General features: G+C 68.4%; 10 protein-coding genes. 5 read left to right on the top strand and 5 right to left on the bottom strand.

Annotated elements, in window-relative coordinates; translation table 11 throughout:
* Positions 1-110: 110 nt before the first annotated feature.
* Complete coding sequence (locus AC07NS_RS14360) at positions 111-1,643, bottom strand: acyl-CoA carboxylase subunit beta (protein ID WP_494604260.1); 1,533 nt, start codon at positions 1,641-1,643, stop codon at positions 111-113.
* Positions 1,644-1,775: 132 nt separating this feature from the next.
* On the opposite strand from AC07NS_RS14360, the gene AC07NS_RS14355 reads away from it, so the two are divergent.
* Entirely contained in the window at positions 1,776-3,176 is a 1,401-nt protein-coding gene (locus tag AC07NS_RS14355; RefSeq protein ID WP_494604258.1) for a helix-turn-helix domain-containing protein, read from the top strand.
* Positions 3,177-3,348: 172 nt separating this feature from the next.
* Here the strand turns inward: AC07NS_RS14355 and AC07NS_RS14350 are convergent, their stop codons facing one another.
* The 4 genes from AC07NS_RS14350 to AC07NS_RS14335 form a co-directional block, all read right to left on the bottom strand.
* Positions 3,349-5,019: an MFS transporter gene (locus AC07NS_RS14350; protein WP_494604256.1), complete on the bottom strand. Its 1,671-nt coding sequence runs from the start codon at positions 5,017-5,019 to the stop codon at positions 3,349-3,351.
* A 183-nt stretch (positions 5,020-5,202) separates the two neighbouring features.
* Positions 5,203-6,699 (bottom strand): TIGR01777 family oxidoreductase, encoded by a 1,497-nt coding sequence (locus tag AC07NS_RS14345; RefSeq protein ID WP_494604254.1) that lies wholly within the window; start codon positions 6,697-6,699, stop codon positions 5,203-5,205.
* Positions 6,696-7,388, bottom strand: coding sequence for a DUF4166 domain-containing protein (locus AC07NS_RS14340; RefSeq protein ID WP_494604252.1), 693 nt, complete (start codon positions 7,386-7,388; stop codon positions 6,696-6,698). The genes AC07NS_RS14345 and AC07NS_RS14340 overlap by 4 nt, the downstream gene beginning before the upstream one ends.
* Positions 7,389-7,485: 97 nt before the next feature.
* Positions 7,486-8,034: a GbsR/MarR family transcriptional regulator gene (locus AC07NS_RS14335; RefSeq protein WP_494604250.1), complete on the bottom strand. Its 549-nt coding sequence runs from the start codon at positions 8,032-8,034 to the stop codon at positions 7,486-7,488.
* Between the two features lie 375 nt (positions 8,035-8,409).
* On the opposite strand from AC07NS_RS14335, the gene AC07NS_RS14330 reads away from it, so the two are divergent.
* The 4 genes from AC07NS_RS14330 to AC07NS_RS14315 all read left to right on the top strand — a co-directional run bounded on the left by AC07NS_RS14330 (position 8,410) and on the right by AC07NS_RS14315 (position 17,492).
* Positions 8,410-9,777, top strand: a complete 1,368-nt coding sequence (locus AC07NS_RS14330) for a glycoside hydrolase family 53 protein (RefSeq protein ID WP_494604248.1) — start codon at positions 8,410-8,412, stop codon at positions 9,775-9,777.
* Positions 9,778-9,981: 204 nt separating this feature from the next.
* Entirely contained in the window at positions 9,982-12,630 is a 2,649-nt protein-coding gene (locus AC07NS_RS14325) for a TonB-dependent receptor (RefSeq protein WP_494604246.1), read from the top strand.
* Positions 12,631-12,796: 166 nt separating this feature from the next.
* Complete coding sequence (galA, locus tag AC07NS_RS14320; RefSeq protein ID WP_494604244.1) at positions 12,797-15,310, top strand: beta-galactosidase GalA; 2,514 nt, start codon at positions 12,797-12,799, stop codon at positions 15,308-15,310.
* A 106-nt stretch (positions 15,311-15,416) separates the two neighbouring features.
* Positions 15,417-17,492, top strand: a complete 2,076-nt coding sequence (locus AC07NS_RS14315; RefSeq protein WP_494604242.1) for a prolyl oligopeptidase family serine peptidase — start codon at positions 15,417-15,419, stop codon at positions 17,490-17,492.
* The last annotated feature ends 349 nt before the right edge of the window (positions 17,493-17,841 follow it).

Here is a 17,841-nt window from a genome sequence, read left to right as displayed (position 1 = left end):
GCGAAGCGATCGGTGGGGGGCGTGATTTCGGTATCGGCCGAGGCCTCGGAAGCTGAAACCGGCCCCCCACCGGCCTTCGGCCGCCTCCCCCAGAGGGGGAGGTTCGCCGGCTACAGCGGAATGTTGTCGTGCTTCTTGGCCGGGTTTGTCAGCACCTTGCCCTTGAGCGAATGCAGGGCCCGGACGATGCGCTTGCGGGTGCCGTGGGGCATGATGACGTCGTCGACATAGCCGCGTGAGGCGGCCACGAACGGGTTGGCGAAGCGGTCCTTGTATTCGGCCTCGCGGGCGGCCAGGGCTTCGGGATCCTTGGCCTCCTGGCGGAAGATGATCTCGACCGCCCCCTTGGCCCCCATCACCGCGATCTCGGCGGTGGGCCAGGCGTAGTTGACGTCGCCGCGCAGGTGCTTGGAACTCATCACGTCATAGGCCCCGCCATAGGCCTTGCGGGTGATCAGGGTGACCTTGGGCACGGTGGCCTCGGCGTAGGCGAACAGGAGCTTGGCGCCGTGCTTGATCAGCCCGCCGTACTCCTGCTTGGTGCCCGGCATGAAGCCCGGTACGTCGACCAGGGTGACGATCGGGATCTCGAAGGCGTCGCAGAACCGCACGAAGCGGGCGGCCTTGCGGGAGCTGTCGATGTCGAGCACGCCCGCCAGCACCTGCGGCTGGTTGGCGACGACGCCCACCGTCTGACCGTCCATGCGGGCGAAGCCGCAGACGATGTTCCTGGCCCACTCGGACGAGATCTCGAAGAAGTCGGCCTCGTCGACGATCTTCAGGATCAGCTCCTTCATGTCGTAGGGCTTGCCCGGATCGGTTGGGACCAGGCTGTCGAGGCTGGCTTCCTGGCGGTGCGGATCGTCGAAGCTTTGGCGGATCGGGGCCTTCTCGCGGTTGGACGAGGGCAGGAAATCGATCAGGCGGCGCACTTGCGTGAGGGCTTCCAGGTCGTTCTCGAACGCTCCTTCGGCGACGCCGGACTTGGCGGCATGGACGCGCGCCCCGCCCAGCTCCTCGGCGGTGACCACCTCGTTGGTGACGGTCTTCACCACGTCCGGCCCGGTGACGAACATGTAGCTCGTATCCTTCACCATGAAGATGAAGTCGGTCATGGCCGGGCTGTAGACGTCGCCGCCGGCGCAGGGACCCATGATCACGCTGATCTGCGGGATGACGCCCGAGGCCAGGGTGTTTTCCAGGAAGATGTCGGCATAGCCCGCCAGGCTGTCGACGCCCTCCTGGATCCGCGCCCCGCCGGCGTCGAACAGGCCGATGATCGGCGCCCCGGCCTTCATCGCCTGGCGCTGGACCTTGACGATCTTGGCCGCGTGGGCGCCGCTCAGCGACCCGCCGAACACCGTGAAGTCCTTGGAGAACACGAACACGACCTTGCCGTTGATCGTGCCCCAGCCGGTGACCACCCCGTCGCCGGCCACCTTCTGCTCGGCCATGCCGAACTCGGTCCCCCGGTGCTCGACGAACATGTCGAACTCCTCGAACGAGTCCTCGTCCAGCAACAGGTCGATCCGCTCGCGGGCCGTCAGCTTGCCCTTGGCGTGCTGGGCGGCGACGCGTTTTTCACCGCCGCCCGCACGGGCCTGGGTCCGGCGGCGTTCCAGTTCTTCGAGAATGTGCTGCAAGGAAGACTCCGGCCCGGTGCGTGAACGTCGCAAAGATCAGATTTTGCGGGCTTGAGGGCTGAAGGCTCAAGGAAATTGAGGTTTCGGCGAGGGCTTGCGAACTTGCATCTTGTGAAATAGCAAAGTTGCGAAATGGGAGAGAAGCTGTTCATCGGACCGCGCCTGCGGCTGCTCCGCCAGGCCAAGGGCTGGAAGCTGGAGGCCTGCGCCGCCCAGCTGGGTCTCTCGGCCAGCTACCTGTCGCAGATCGAGGCCAACCAGCGGCCGGTCACCGCCCGGGTGCTGATCGACGTCATGCGGGTGTTCGAGGTCGACGCCGCCTCGCTGGACGCCGCCGACGACCAGCGCCTGATCGCCGACCTGCGCGAGGCCAGCGCCGATGCGCCTTCGGGCGGGGAAGCCCCCAGCCTGTCGGAGATCAAGGCGGCGGTGGCCAATACGCCCAACCTCGCCAAGGCCTATCTGGATCTCCACCGCGCCTATCGCCGGCTCGACGAGCGCCTGAAGGCGACGGAGGAGGCCGTGTCGCTGGACGAGCGCGGGGCGGCCAGCGCGCTGCTGCCCTACGAGGAGGTCCGCGACTTCTTCCACTACAAGAACAACTACATCCACAGTCTGGACGTCGCCGCCGAGGCCCTCGCGGCCGAGATCGGCGGAGGCGGCGAGCGGGCGCTGGAGGCGTATCTGGCCGACCGCCTGAACGTTCGCGTGGCCCGCAGCGGCGAGGCCGACCTGCTGCGCCATTGGGACCCTGCCAGCCGCACCGTGACCGTCGGCGCGGCCCATCCGGAGGCCACCCGCAGCTTCCAGCTGGCCTACCAGATCGCCGCTCTCACCCTGTCAGACATCGTCGAAGCCGAGCTGGCGGCGGCGGGGTTTCGCAGCGACAGCGCCGCCAAGGTCTGCCGCACGGGCCTGCTGAACTACGCCGCAGGCGCGCTCGTCCTGCCCTATGAGCGGTTCCGCGAGGCGGCGCGGGCGGCGCGGCACGACATCGAGCGGCTGGCGCTGAGCTTCCAGACCAGCCTGGAGCAGGTGTTCCATCGGCTGTCGACCCTGCAGCGGCCGGGCGCGCGGGGCGTGCCGTTCTACTTCGTGCGGCTGGACCGGGCCGGCAACATCACCAAGCGCCACAGCGCCACGCGCCTGCAGTTCGCCCGCTTCGGCGGGGCCTGCCCCTTGTGGAACGTCCACGACGCCTTCGCCCGGCCTGACGCCTGGCTGGTGCAACTGGCCCAGATGCCGGACGCGACGCGCTACATCTGCTTGGCGCGTGGGGTGGTGAAGCCGTCGGGGGCCTATCGCCAGGCCGAGCGGCGCTACGCCCTGGGTCTCGGCTGCGAGGCCCGCTACGCCGACCAGCTGGTCTATGCCGACGGGCTGGACTTGGCCGGGCCCTCGGCGCCGATCGGGGTCAGCTGCCGGATCTGCGAGCGCGACGACTGCTCCCAGCGCGCCTTCCCGCCGGTGGACCGGGCCTTCGAGGTGTTCGAGGACGACCGCCGCTGGGTGCCGTTCTCGCTGCGGGGCTAATCAATCCATTTCGTCATCCCGGCCGCAGCGTAGCGGAGAGCCGGGACCCAGGGGCCGCCGCAAAGCGTCGGCGACCGCCCAGGCGGTGAACCCAAGCGCGGCGCCCAGTCCCCTGGGTCCCGGATAAGCGCCGCGCGCTTTCCGGGATGACGAGGAGGGGAGAGGCGTAAACCTACGCCTCGATGTCGACGTCCTTGGTTTCCTTCAGGAACAGGAAGCCGACGATCGCCGTCACCCCGGCCACCCCGATCGGGTACCAGAGGCCGTAGTAGATGTTGCCCGTGGCCGCGACCATGGCGAAGGCCGTGGTCGGCAGGAAGCCGCCGAACCAGCCGTTGCCGATGTGGTAGGGCAGGCTCATCGAGGTGTAGCGGATGTTGGTCGGGAAGAGCTCGACCAGCATGGCCGCGATCGGGCCGTAGACCATGGTGACGTAGATCACCAGCAGGGCCAGGACGCCGATGACCAGCGGCTTGTTGATCTTGGCCGGGTCGGCCTTGGCCGGATAGCCGGCGGTCTTCAGGGCGTCGGCCAGCTTGGCTTCCCAGGCCTTCTTGGCGGCGGCGAACTCGGCCTTGGGCAGGGTCTCGCCGCGGAACGAGGGCAGGGCGGTCCCGCCGATGCGGACCTCGGCGGTCTCGCCCGCCGCGGCCGGCTGGTTGTTGTAGCTGACGCCGGCCTTGGCCAGGTACGACTTGGCGAGGTCGCAGGAGGTGTTGAACACGGTCTTGCCGATCGGGTCGAACTGGAACGAGCAGTCGGCCGGGTCGGCGACCACGGTCACCGGCGCCGAGGCGGTGGCGGCGGCCAGCTGCGGGTTGGCGGCGCCGGCCAGGGTCTTGAACAGCGGGAAATAGGTCAGGGCGGCCAGGGCGCAGCCCAGCAGGATGATCGGCTTGCGGCCGATCTTGTCCGACAGCCAGCCGCAGATCACGAAGAACGGCGTGCCGATCAGCAGGGCCACGGCCACCAGGGTGTTGGCCGTGGCGCCGTCGACCTTCAGCATCTTCTCCAGGAAGAACAGGGCGTAGAACTGGCCGGTGTACCAGACCACGGCCTGGCCGGCGGTCAGGCCCACCAGCGCCAGGATGACGATCTTCAGGTTGCCCCAGCGCGCGAAGCTGTCCTTCAGCGGCTGCTTGGAGCCCTTGCCCTCGTCGATCATCTTCTGGAACGACGGGCTCTCGGAAAGCTGCAGGCGGATCCACAGCGACACGCCCAACAGGGCGATCGAGATCAGGAACGGAATGCGCCAGCCGAAGGCCTGGAAGGCGTCCTCGCCGACGGTCGAGCGGGTGGCCAGGATCACCACCAGGCTCAGGAACAGGCCGAAGGTCGCGGTGATCTGGATGAAGCTGGTGTAGAAGCCGCGACGCCCGTGCGGGGCGTGCTCGGCGACATAGGTCGCAGCCCCGCCGTACTCGCCGCCCAGGGCCAGGCCCTGGATCAGGCGCATCAGGACGAGGGCGATCGGCGCGATCACGCCGATCTGCTCGTAGCTGGGCAGCAGGCCGACCACGAAGGTCGACAGGCCCATCAGCAGCATGGTGACGAGGAAGGTGTTCTTGCGGCCCCAGAGGTCGCCCAGGCGTCCGAACACCAGGGCCCCGAACGGCCGCACCGCGAAGCCGGCGGCAAAAGCGAGCAGGGCGAAGATGTAGCCCGTGGTCTCGTTCACGCCCGAGAAGAAGTGGTGGGTGATGTAGCTGGCCAGCGAGCCGTACAGGTAGAAGTCGTACCACTCGAAGACCGTGCCCACCGACGCCGCGCCGATGACCAGGGCGTCCTTGCGCTCCACGACCTTTCCGTCCTTCGCGCCAGACGTCGCAACGGCGTCAGCCATATCCCTCATCTCCTCCTAGTCGCCGTCTCTATGCGGCGTTGTGGTTGAGTGCAGGTATGGCAGGCCGTGGCGCCGCTACGGAAGGGGAACTTTCGAGGAACGTCGGGTTCCGAACGGTGATTTTTCGGCTTGACGGGTTACCGGTAGCAAGTCTTGCGGGGCTTGCCATCCCGCATGCTGGAATCAGGCCTTGGCGGGCGCCTCCCTGGCGATGGCGCGTTTTTCGCGCGGCGTGCTCCGACGGCCGACGAGGGCGGCCAAGGCCTCGTCGAGCATCGGATAGGCGAAGCGGAAGCCGGCGTCGCGGGCCGCAGCCGGCAGCACCTTCTGGCCGCTCAGCAGCAGTTCGTCGGCGAACGGTCCCAGCGCCGTCCGCAGCGGCCAGGCCGGCGCGGGCAGCAGGGCGGGGCGGTTCAGCGCCCGGCCAAGGGCGGCGGCGAAGGCGCGGTTGGTCACCGGTCGGGGCGCCGTGGCGTTGACCGCGCCCTTCCACTGCGGCGTGGCGATGGCGTGGGCGATCATCCGCACCACGTCGTCCAGGTGGATCCAGCTCATCCAGTGGCGGCCGGCCCCGAACGGACCGCCCAGGCCGAACTCGAACGGCGTCAGCATCCGGGAGAGCATGCCGCCCTCGGTGGACAGCACGAGGCCGATGCGCAGCCGCACCACCCGCACGCCATGAGCCTCGGCCTTGCGGGCGGCCTTCTCCCACAGGGCGCAGATGAAGCGCGAGAAGCAGGGCTTACCAGCATCCGCCTCGGTCAGGGCCTCGTCGCCGCGCAGGCCGTACCAGCCGATGGCTGAACCACTGACCAGCACCTTGGGCTTCCTCTCCAGCCGCGCGATCAGGGCGACGAGGCCTTGGGTGGTGCGCACGCGCGAGCGGACGATGCGGCGGCGCTTGGCGATGGTCCACAGGCCGTCGGCGATCGGCTCGCCGGCCAGGTTGACGATGGCGTCCAGGCGCGTGTCGTCGGTCAGTTGGGCAAGGTCGGTGACGATGCGGATCGGGGCGGGCAGGGCGGCGGCGTTGGCTCTGGTGCGGGTCAGCACCGTCACCTCGTGGCCGGCCCCGACCAGGGCCGTCACCAATCGGGCGCCGATCAGGCCGGTGCCGCCCGTGACCAGGATGGCGCGCCGCGGCGGGATGGCCGCGACCAGCGGCGTCGGATCATCGACGGCGATCCGCGCCGTCCGTCCGGCGGCCGTCAGGTCGCGTAGGCCGCTGACCACGACGCCGACGGCGGCGATGGCGCAGAGGACGCTCCAGATCCCGTGAAAGGCGGGGACGACGCCGGTCGGCCGCGCGGCCCAGGCCAGCAGCGCCGGCGTCAGCACGGCCAGCACCACGCCGTAGTTCAGGGTCAGCAGGGTGTGCAGCACCCGCTCGCTGGCCGGCAGCTTGCGGCTGCGGTCCTCCTCGACGAAGTCCCACAGGGTGATGACCAGCTCGCCGGCCATCAGGGCCAGCAGGGCGATCGCCCAGGCGCCTTCGGGGTGGCTCCAGCCCAGGGCGGCGAACATCATGCCATAGGCCAGGTTGCGCACGCCGTGCAGGACGAGTTCGCTCTTCTGCGAAGGCCGCCAGGCCAGGCGCTGGGTCAGTTCGTGGTGGTAGAGCGTGTCGAAGCCGCCCATCGCCACCTGCACGAAGACCAGGATCCAGATCAGGTCGGTCATTGGCGGAACTCCCGAGGTTCGGCGGCGCGTTCGCGGAACACGCCGACCTGGCGCATCACCTCGCCCAGCAGGGGGTGATGCAGGCGAAGGACGAAGTCGAACCGGCCATCGGGACGGTCGACGTGGCTGATGGTCAGGTCGCCGGGCACCAGCCAGGCCGGCAGCCGCAGGCGCAGGGGGCCGAGCGCGAGGAAGTAGTGGTCGCTGTGGAAGTGCAGGGCGCGTTCGTCGGCGCTGACGGCCAGGGCGATGCCGAAGCCGCCGCCGAGATATTCCTCCAGCCCGGTGGGGCCGGCGAACCGCTTGCTGCTGTGGATGACCTGCGGGAAGCCATGGGCGCGGCCGTACATCCGCGTCCAGAACTGGCCGCCGGCCTCGTGGTCCTCGGTGACGGTGACGACGGCGGCCACGCCCAGGTCGTCGCCCAGGGGCAGGGGCGCGCCGATCAGGCGACACAGCTGGGCCAGGATCCAGCCGGCGGCGTTGCGGCGGCTCTCGACGATCTCGCCGGCATAGGTGACGGCCAGGCCTGGCGCCATCCGCTTGCTGAACCGTTCGCGCACCACCTGCGGCAGGCCGGCCCAGGCCTCCACGCCCAGCAGGGCGGCGAAGCGCAGGTCGTGAAGCGTATCGGGCGCGGCTGTCGGCGGGGCCTGGCGAGGAACCTCTTGTGCTGCGAGCCCAAACATCTGACTTCCCCGTATTCTCAGTTGTTTCTGTAAGAACAGAAATTGATGGCCAAAATTTTTGAGGCGTCCCCCGACGCCTCCCTGCGGGAGCGCCGCCCTATGACGGCGGCTTGCGGCCCAGGCCCAGCAGGCCCACCACCTTGGTCCCCATCTTGATCAGGGCCATCAGGGTGGCCGGCGGCACGGTCAGCATCTGGCCGTACCAGCCGTCGATGGTGCTGACGAACTCGTGCATCGAGCGCAGGCGGCTCTTGGCGACCTTGCCCAGGGTCGGGTCGCCGTCGGCGGCGGCCAGCACGTGGGTCAGGGCCTCGACCATCGGATCGATCTCGCGCTCCTTGCGGCCCTCGGCGATGCGGGTGAGCATCAGCCAGAGATCGGCTTCGGCCTCGTAGTGGTCGCGGCGGTCGCCCAGCACGGGGATGCGGCGGATCAGCTTCCAGCCGATCAGCTCCTTGATGCTGTTGGACACGTTGGAGCGGGCGAGGCCCAGAGTCTCGGCGATGTCTTCCGCCGTCATCGGCTTTTCGGCCAGATAGAGCAGGGCGTGGATCTGGGCGACAGACCGGTTGACGCCCCACTGGCCGCCCATGTCGCCCCAGCGCAGGACGAACTGTTCGACCGCGGCGGGGAGTTTTCTGGTCATGTCGGTTGTTTCTGTCATGACAGAAATATCAGGCGGAAGGGTTTTGGAGTCAAGCGGGATCCGCGGAGATCCACGCACCCCTCGTCGTCATCCCGGCCGAAGCGCAGCGAAGAGCCGGGACCCAGGGGCGACCGCAAGGCGTCGGCAAAGGCTGGGGCGGCGAACCCAAGCGCCGCGCCGGTCCCCTGGGTCCCGGGTCTGCGGTCCGCTACGCGGCCCTCCGCCCGGGATGACGAAGAAGGAGGGGCCGCCTTCGTGACGAAACATGACCAGCCGGTTCTGTGGCTTGATTTGTAATATCAATACGAAGATATTCCGCCCGCAAATCCGTCGCGCCTGCATGGCGGCGGGAAAAATCGAACGGGAGCCTACGCCATGTCGGGACTGAAGAAGCTGGGCCTTGGCCTGATCGCCGGGCTGCTCGCCTCGACCAGCGCCTTGGCCGCCGAGCCCCTGCCGCCCAAGACCTATCTGGGCGTCGACATCTCCTACGCCAACGAGATGGACGACTGCGGCGCGGTCTACCGCGATGGCGACCGCAAGGTCGAGCAATACGCCTATTTCAAGCAGGCCGGGGCCAACATCGCCCGCATCCGCCTGTGGAACGACCCCAAGTGGACCAAGTACTCCAATCCCGAGGACGTGGTCCGCAGCATCAAGCGCGCCAAGGCCGCGGGCCTGCAGGTGCTGCTCGACTTCCACTATTCCGACGACTGGGCCGATGGTGAGAAGCAGCTGGCCCCCAAGGCCTGGGAAAAGCTGTCGACGCCCGACCAGGCCAAGGCGCTCTACGCCTTCACCTACGACACCCTGCGCAAGCTGGACGAGCAAGGCCTGATGCCCGACCTGGTGCAGGTCGGTAACGAGACCAACGGTGAGATCGTCTCCACCCTGGCCAAGGCCAAGGACCCCATCAACTGGGAGCGTAACGCCGTCCTGTTCAACGCCGGCATCAAGGCCGTGCGCGACGCGGGCGCGGCGGGCTCGAAGAAGCCGCGGGTGATGCTGCACATCGCTCAGCCCGACACGGTCGAATACTGGTTCGCCGCCGCCGCCAAGGCCGGGGTCACCGACTTCGACATGATCGGCATCAGCTACTACAGCAAGTGGTCCAAGCGCTCGATGGCGCAGCTGGGCGCGACCATCAACCACCTGCGCCACACCTATGCGGCCGACGTGGTGGTGGTCGAGACCTCCTATCCCTTCATCACCGAGGGCGCCGACAGCTCGCCCAACCTGCTGGGCGAGGACTCGCTGATCCCCGGCTATCCGGCGACGCAGGAAGGCCAGAAGAAGTACCTGACCGACCTGACGCAGCTCGTCTTCTCCAATGGCGGCACGGGCGTCTTCTATTGGGAGCCGGCCTGGGTCTCGACCAAGTGCAAGACCCGCTGGGGCACGGGCTCGAACTGGGAGAACTCCACCCTGTTCGACTTCAAGGGCCAGCCGACGCAGGGCATGCAGTGGCTGTCGACGTCTTACGCCTTCCCGGTCGAGACGACCTTCAAGGTGGCGGCGGGCGACAAGCCGGCGGCCTTCATCGACGGCGACTTCCTGGGCGGGGTCGGACCGCGCCCGATGGTCCGCGAAGGGGCCGACTTCGTCTATCGCACCCGCCTGATGCCGGGCGCCTCGGTGACCGTGGCCACGGCCCCGACCGCCGAAGCCGTGGGTTCGGCGTCCGCCGTCACCGCGACCATCGCGGCCAAGCCCAGCGCGCTTCGACTGCCCGTCGCGCCCTGACGCTTGTCATATGTGATTGGTATGATAAATAGCACTGACGCGTCGATCGGCAGAACCGACGCGTCAGCGCCCGCAGAGGCGCGGTCGACCTTGGCGCGGACCGTCGCGCCCCACTGATCCGGCGATCTGAGCGCCGGTCCAATCCGCAAAACCAGAAAACAGCCACGCCCGCAGAAGGCGTCGCGTTTCAATTGGGGGAACTAGATGACCCGTCAATCCATGCTGCTCGCCGCCGCCAGCGGCCTGAGCCTGCTCGCCGTTTCGTCGGCCGCTTGGGCTCAAGACACCGCTGTCTCCGACACGCAGGTCGAAGAAGTCGTCGTCACCGGCGTGCGCAAGAGCCTGCGCGACGCCCTCGACGTGAAGCAGGGCTCCGACAAGGTGGTCGAGGCGATCTCGGCCAAGGACATCGGCGTGCTGCCCGACGTGACGATCGCCGAGTCGATCGCGCGCCTGCCCGGCGTCAACGCCACCCGCGACCGCGGCAACGACAGCCAGGCGGTGGTCCGCGGCCTCGGCGCTCGCCTCGTGCTGGGCACCGTCAACAACCGCGAAGTCGCCTCCACCGAACCCGACCGCAACGTCCGCTGGGAAATCTACCCGTCGGAAGTCGTCTCGGGCGTGCAGGTCTACAAGTCGCAGTCGGCCGACCTGATCGCCGGCGGCGTCGCGGCCACCATCAACATCTCGACCCTGGATCCGCTGGATTACAAGGGCCCGTCGGTCGTGCTGCGCGCCGGCCCGGTGTTCTACGACGGCGGCAAGGACATCCCGAACTACAACACGACGGGCTACCGCGCGAGCGGCTCGTTCGTGCAGAAGATCAACGACGACCTGGCCATCGTGATCGGCCTGACCAACCAGCGCCAGAAGAACGGCTACGGCTCGTTCACGGGCTGGGGCTACAACGACTCCGCAGCTCGTCCGCCGGCCGGCGCCAGCGACTACAGCAGCGACGTCGACCACGACGGCGACCTGGACGCCACGCCCTGGGGCGCCCAGATGTCGGCCAGCCGCATCGACCAGAAGCGCACCGGCGTTTCGGGCGGCCTGCAGTGGAAGCCGACCGACAACTTCGAACTGAAGGCCGACGCCCTCTATTCGAAGATCAAGATCACCGAAGTGCAGGACCAGACCGTCTGGGGCGCCAACAACTGGGGCAACTGGAACACCGGCACGGGCAACATCGGCTGGAACGACGGCACGTACAACGCCACCGGCGCCTCCTACACGATCGTCAACAACACCGTCGTCGCCGCCACCTTGCCTTACAGCTCGGTGCAGACCGTCCTGGCCAAGTACAGCGAGGACAAGGACCTGTTCGCCGGCGGCCTGAACGGCAAGTGGACCGGCGACCAGTGGACGATCGCCGGCGACGTCTCCTATTCGAAGGCCAAGCGCACCAACACCTGGAAGGCCGTCCGCTTCGAGGCCTGGCCGGAATGGACCAGCTTCGACTGGCGCGCCGGCCGCACGCCGACCATCACCACCAGCCAGGACAGCCTGAGCCTGTCGCAGACGGCCGACCTGGCCGGCTCCTACGACGGTCCCGAGCACCTGCGCGACGAGTTGAAGGCCGCGGCCCTCGACTTCACCCGCGACTTCGGCGGCGGCGTGTTCAAGAGCGTGCAGTTCGGCGCCCGGATCTCCGACCGCACCAAGGACCACAACAGCTACAGCTTCGCGCCGACCGCGACCGGGGCCACCATCCCGGCCAGCCTGCTGACCTCTTACAAGCTCAGCGACGGCGCCAACGTGCCGGCCCTGCTGACCGGCGACATCGACAAGATCGCCGCCATCGCCTACGGCGCGGGCGCGTTCAACATCGCCAACGCCACCGAGGAACTGGCCGAGCGCTGGAGCGTCAACGAGAAGGTCTACGAAGGCTACGGCAAGCTGAACTTCGCCGCCGACGCCTTCGCCGGCTCGTGGCTGACCGGTAACGTCGGCGTCCGCGTGGTCCACACCGAGACCAGCAGCGACGGCATGCAGCAGCAGACGGACAACAGCTACACGGCCGTCACCGTCGACAACGACTACACCGACGTCCTGCCCAGCGCGAACCTCAAGTTCGACTTCCAGGAAGGCCGGATCTTCCGCCTGGGCCTGAGCAAGGTGATCGCCCGTCCGCCGCTCGACGAACTGCGCGCCAGCCGCACGCTCGCCAACTGGGCACCGTGGACCGGCAGCGCCGGCAACCCGAACCTGAAGCCGTTCGAGGCCATCCAGCTGGACGCCTCGTTCGAATACTACTTCCGTCCGGAAGCCCTGGCGGCGATCTCGTACTACTACAAGGACGTCGACTCCTACATCGGCTGGAAGCAGAGCGCGGTGACCTACGGCGGCCAGACCTATGCGGTCTCCAGCCCGGTCAACGGCGGCAGCGGCTACATCCAGGGCGTCGAGTTCACCTTCCAGACGCCGTTCTTCTTCCTGCCCAAGGGCTTCGACAAGTTCGGCATCTATTCGAACTACGCCTATGTGGACTCCGACCTGCACGAGTTCTCGCCGGTCAATAATCCGCTCAGCCTGACGGGCCTGGCCAAGAACACCGCCACGGTCGACCTGTGGTACGCCAACGGTCCGCTCGAAGCGCGCCTGGGCTGGAAGTACCACTCGCCGATGACCGTGATCTACGGCTGGAGCGGCTCGGACCTGCAGACCCTCGACACCGAGAAGACGCTGGACTTCAGCTCGTCCTACCAGATCAACGACATGGTCGGCGTGCGCTTCCAGGTCAACAACCTGACCAACCAGGAACTGCGCATGTACCGCGACAACGATCCCAACCGGATCGGTCGCTACGACAGCTACGGCCGTCGCTACCTGGTCGACGTGACCCTGAAGTTCTAATCCGTCTGATCCTCCCCTCGCTTCGGCGAGGGGACCACTATCCAGCCGCCCCTCGCCTTGGCGAGGGGACTACTATTCAGGACGTCATTCCTCCCCGACGATCCTTTGTGAGGGGAGGGAGCCTCGCAGGCTCTCTCCCTTTCTTTTTTGCTTTGAGAGGTCCCCGATGGAGTTCAGCCGTCGCGAAGCCCTGGCCGGCACGGCCGGCGTCGCCGCCTTCGCCGCCGTGTCTTCCGCCAACGCCGCCGCCAAGTCCGCCGCGGTCGCCAAGCCCGAAGCCAAGCCCGTGGTCGTCGACCTTGGCCCGCGCGAGCGTTCGAGCCTGGACTTCGACTGGAAGTTCCACCTCGGCCACGCCCAGGACCCGGCCCGCGACTTCGGCTTCGGGGCCAACCAGCGCACCTACGCCAAGGCCGGCGCCAACGCCCCCAACTGGTGGGTCGCCGCCGCCGCCCAGAAGGACTTCGACGACAGCGCCTGGACGCCGGTGACCCTGCCCCACGACTGGGCCGTCACCCTGCCGTTCGTCGACAACCCGGCCTACGTCCCAAGCGGCAAGCCCGACGACGAGGACCTGCGCGCCGCCCACGGCTACAAGGCCCTGGGCCGCGAATTCCCCGACACCAGCGTCGGCTGGTATCGCAAGAGCTTCGCCCTGCCGGCCGCCGACGCCGGCAAGCGCATGTCGATCGAGTTCGACGGCGTGATGCGCGACGCCCTGGTGATCATCAACGGCTACATCCTTGAGCGCGAGGACAGCGGCTACGCCAGCTTCCGCGTCGACATCACCGACATCGCCAATCTCGGCGGCGACAACCTGATCACCGTCCGCGTCGACGCCAGCCTCGGCGAAGGCTGGTTCTACGAGGGCGCGGGCATCTATCGCCACGTCTGGCTGGTCAAGACCGCCCCGGTGCACGTGCCCCAGTGGGGCGTGTTCGTGAAGTCCAAGGTCGATGGCACGCTGGAGATCGAGACCGATCTCGCCAACGACGGCGACGCGCCGGCCGAGTTCGAGCTGGTCCACGCCGTGCTCGACGGCGCGGGCAAGCCGGCCCTGGCCGTGGCCCCGGCCGCCGGCCGCCTGCCGGCCTGGCAGCGCCAGTCGCTGTCGCAGACCGTGACCCTGGCCAGCCCCGTCCTGTGGTCGCTGGATAACCCGCACCTCTACACCCTGGTCACCGAGGTGAAGGTCGGCGGCGCCGTGGTCGACCGCTTCGCCACCCCGTTCGGCGTGCGCTCGGTGCGCTTCGATCCCGACCAGGGCCTGTTCGTCAACGACAAGCACGTCAAGCTGCAGGGGACCTGCAACCACCAGGACCACGCCGGCGTCGGCGCGGCTATCCCCGACGCCCTGCAGGTCTGGCGGGTGGAGCAGCTGAAGTCGATGGGCTGCAACGCCTACCGCGCCTCGCACAACCCGGCCACGCCCGAGCTGATGGACGCCTGCGACCGCCTGGGCATGCTGCTGATCGCCGAGACCCGGCGCATGTCCAGCGACCCGACCTCGCTGGACGAGATGGAGCGGCTGATCCGCCGCGACCGCAACCACCCGTCCATCATCCTGTGGTCGATCGGCAACGAGGAGCCTCAGCAGGGCACGCCGCGCGGCGCCAAGGTCGCCAAGACCATGAAACGCCTGGTCAACCGTCTCGACCCGACCCGCGGCGTCACGGCGGCCATGGACAACGGCTTCGGCGACGGCATCACCGCCGAGCTCGACGTCATCGGCTTCAACTACCGCCACGAGAAGATGGACGACTTCCACGCCCGCTTCCCGAAGCTGCCGATCATCGGCAGCGAAAGCGGCAGCACGGTCACCACGCGCGGCGAATATCTGCGCAGCGAGGCCAAGAGCTACGTCCCGGCCTACGACACCGACCACCCCTGGTGGGCGACCACGGCCGAGAAGTGGTGGAGCCATGCGGCCGACCGTCCGTGGATGGCCGGCGGCTTCATCTGGACCGGCTTCGACTATCGCGGCGAGCCGGCGCCCTTCAACCGCTGGCCCAGCATCAGCTCGCACTTCGGCGCGCTCGACACCTGCGGCTTCCCGAAGGACAACTATTACTACTACCGAGCCTGGTGGCGTTCCGAGCCGCTGCTGCACCTCTTCCCGCACTGGAACTGGGAAGGCCAGGAGGGCAAGCCCGTCCCGGTCTGGGTCCACAGCAACTGTGACAAGGTCGAGTTGTTCCTGAACGGCAAGAGCCAGGGCGTGCGGGAGGTCAAGGCCAACCACCACGTCGAATGGTCGGTGCCCTACGCCCCGGGTGTCATCGAGGCCCACGGCTACAAGGCCGGCAAGGTAATCCTGCGCCAGCGCCGCGAGACCGCCGGTCCCGCCGCCGCCCTGCGCCTGACGACCGACCGCTCGGCGCTCGCCGCCGACGGCCAGGACGTCGGTATCCTCAAGGTCGAGGTGGTCGACGCCAAGGGCCGCCCCGTGCCCAAGGCCGAGGACCTGGTGACCTTCGCGCTCACTGGCCCGGGCGAGGTGATCGGCGTCGGCAACGGCAACCCGACCAGCCACGAGAGCGACGTCGCCAGTGCGCGCAAGGTGTTCAACGGCCTGGCCCAGGCGATCGTCCGCACCCGGCGCGGCCAGGCCGGCGAGGTCCGCGTGCTGGCCTCGGCCCCGGGCCTGAAGCCGGCCTCCCTGGCGCTGAAGGCGGGGTAGGGCGTCCGCGCAAGATCCTTCCACGAGACGCCGAATTAGGGGTGGACGCTGACCGCGAGCGGGGCAGTATCCACCCCTTCTCTCGTCAGCCTCGCCAGGATCGCCCATGCGCCGTTCGACCCAACTGCTGCTCGTCTCGCTGCTGGCCCTGACGGCGGCGGGGCCGATGGCCGGCGCGGCGGTGCGCGAGGCGCCGCAGGCGCTGTTCACCGGCCGCGACCTGTTCGGTCTGGAGGTCGCCGCCGACCCGCAGATCCGCCCCGACGGCGACGTGATCGCCTATGTGCGGGCCACCAACGACATCATGGTCGACCGCGCCGTGCGCTCGATCTGGCTGGTCGACGCTAAGACCGGTGTGCAGACGCCGCTGGTCGCGGGGCCGGGCTCGGCCATGTCGCCCCGCTGGTCGCCGGACGGCCAGCGTCTGGCCTATGTGCAGGTCACGCCCGACGCCGGCGCCCAGCTCTACGTGCAGTGGGTCGCCACCGGCCGCACCGCGCGCCTGGCCACGCTGGAAGAGGCCCCCAGCGACCTGACCTGGTCGCCGGACGGCAAGACGCTGGCCTTCACCATGCTCACCAGCGACGACGGCGCCAAGCTGGGCTCGGCTCCCGAGGGCAAGCCCGACAACGCCAAGTGGGCGCCGGCCCTGACCGTCGAGACCCGCGTCAACTTCCGCGAGGACGGCGAGGGCGTGCTCAAGCCCGGCTACTCGAAGATCTACACCGTCTCGGCCGAGGGCGGGGCGCCGCGCCAGCTGACCTTCGGCAAGTTCGACGATCGGGGCCCGCTGTCCTTCACCAAGGACGGCCGCTACCTGCTGTTCTCGGCCAACCGGTCCGAGGGCTGGGAGCGCGACGGCAACCAGACCGAGATCTGGCGCCTGACCCTGGCCGATGGCGCGCTCAAGGCCCTGACCAGCCGCATCGGTCCCGACGCCAGTCCGGTGGTCTCGCCCGACGGCCGCCAGGTGGCCTATGTCGGCTATGACGACTCCCGCCGCCGCGGCTACGAGAACCAGCGCCTCTATGTGATGGACATCGACGGGGGTAACAGCCGGGTCCTGACCGGCGGCCTCGACCGCTCTGTGGACGCCCCCGTGTGGTCGGCCGACGGCCGCAGCCTCTATGTCGACTACGACGATCACGGCTCGGTGCGGGTCGCCCGGGTCGGCCTGTTCTCGGGCGAGATCGAGACCATCGTCGCCGGCCTGAACGGCGCCGGCCTCGACCGGCCCTACAGCGGCGGCCAGTTCACCGTCGCGCGTGACGGGACCGTGGCCTTCACCCAGGGCTCGACCAGCCGTCCCTCCGACATCGCCGTGGCCAGGAAGGGCGGCGAGGCTCGCCGCCTGACGGCCCTGAACGCCGACCTGCTGGGCGCCAAGACCCTGGGCAAGGTCGAGGCCCTGCCGGTGAAGTCGTCCTATGACGGCAAGCCGATCGACGCCTGGATCGTCACCCCGCCCAACTTCGATCCGGCCAGGAAGTACCCGCTGATCCTCGAGATCCACGGCGGGCCGTTCTCGGCCTATGGGCCGGGCTTCTCGACCGACTACCAGCTCTATGCGGCGGCCGGCTATGTGGTGGTCTACGCCAACCCGCGCGGCTCCACCTCCTATGGCGAGGCCTTCGCCAACGAGATCGACCGCAACTATCCCAGCCACGACTACGACGACCTGATGAGCGCGGTGGACGCGGCCGTGGCCAAGGGCTTCGTCGATAGCGACCGCCTCTACGTCACCGGCGGTTCGGGCGGCGGGGCGCTGACGGCCTGGATCGTCGGCAAGACCAGCCGCTTCGCCGCGGCCGCCACCCAGAAGCCGGTGATCAACTGGACCAGCCAGGTGCTGACCACCGACGCCTACAGCTCCATGGCCTCCTACTGGTTCGGCAAGATGCCGTGGGAGGATCCGCAGGGCTACTGGGCCCGCTCGCCGCTGTCGCTGGTCGGTAACGTCAAGACCCCGACCCTGGTCGTGGTCGGCGACCAGGACCTGCGCACCCCCGTGGGCGAGGCCGAGCAGTACTACCAGGCCCTGCAACTGCGCGGCGTCCCCACCGCCCTGGTCAAGGTCCCCGGGGCGAGCCACGGCGGCATCGCCAGCCGCCCCTCCCAATCGGCCGCCAAGGCCTCGGCCATCCTGGCCTGGTTCGAAAAGTTCCAGTCCCCGCCGAAGTGAGTTCAAGATCCTCCCCCTCTGGGGGAGGTGGCCCGAAGGGCCGGAGGGGGGCCGTTTTCAGCTTCCACTGCGCCGGTCGTCTCGCATCCGGCAAAAAACAAACTCCGCTTCCCTCGCTCCTGTGGCGAGGGCCCACGCCGGCGACCGCTCAGACCCCGGCCGTCCTCGACAGGTCTGAGCGGCTGAACGATGGATCCTGGGCACAAGGCCCAGGAAGGCGGTGTTGGGTTGGGCGAGGGACGGTTACGGAGGGAGGAACCCACCTCTCCCCAGTAAAATCCCCGCGAAAGCGGGGACCCAGGTGTTTTATCGTCGAGCGCCGTGGGTTGCAGAAAAAGCCTGGGTCCCC

It is taken from the genome of Caulobacter sp. GW821-FHT10A10, assembly GCF_059415745.1.
This window is presented reverse-complemented; position numbering and strand designations above follow the sequence as displayed.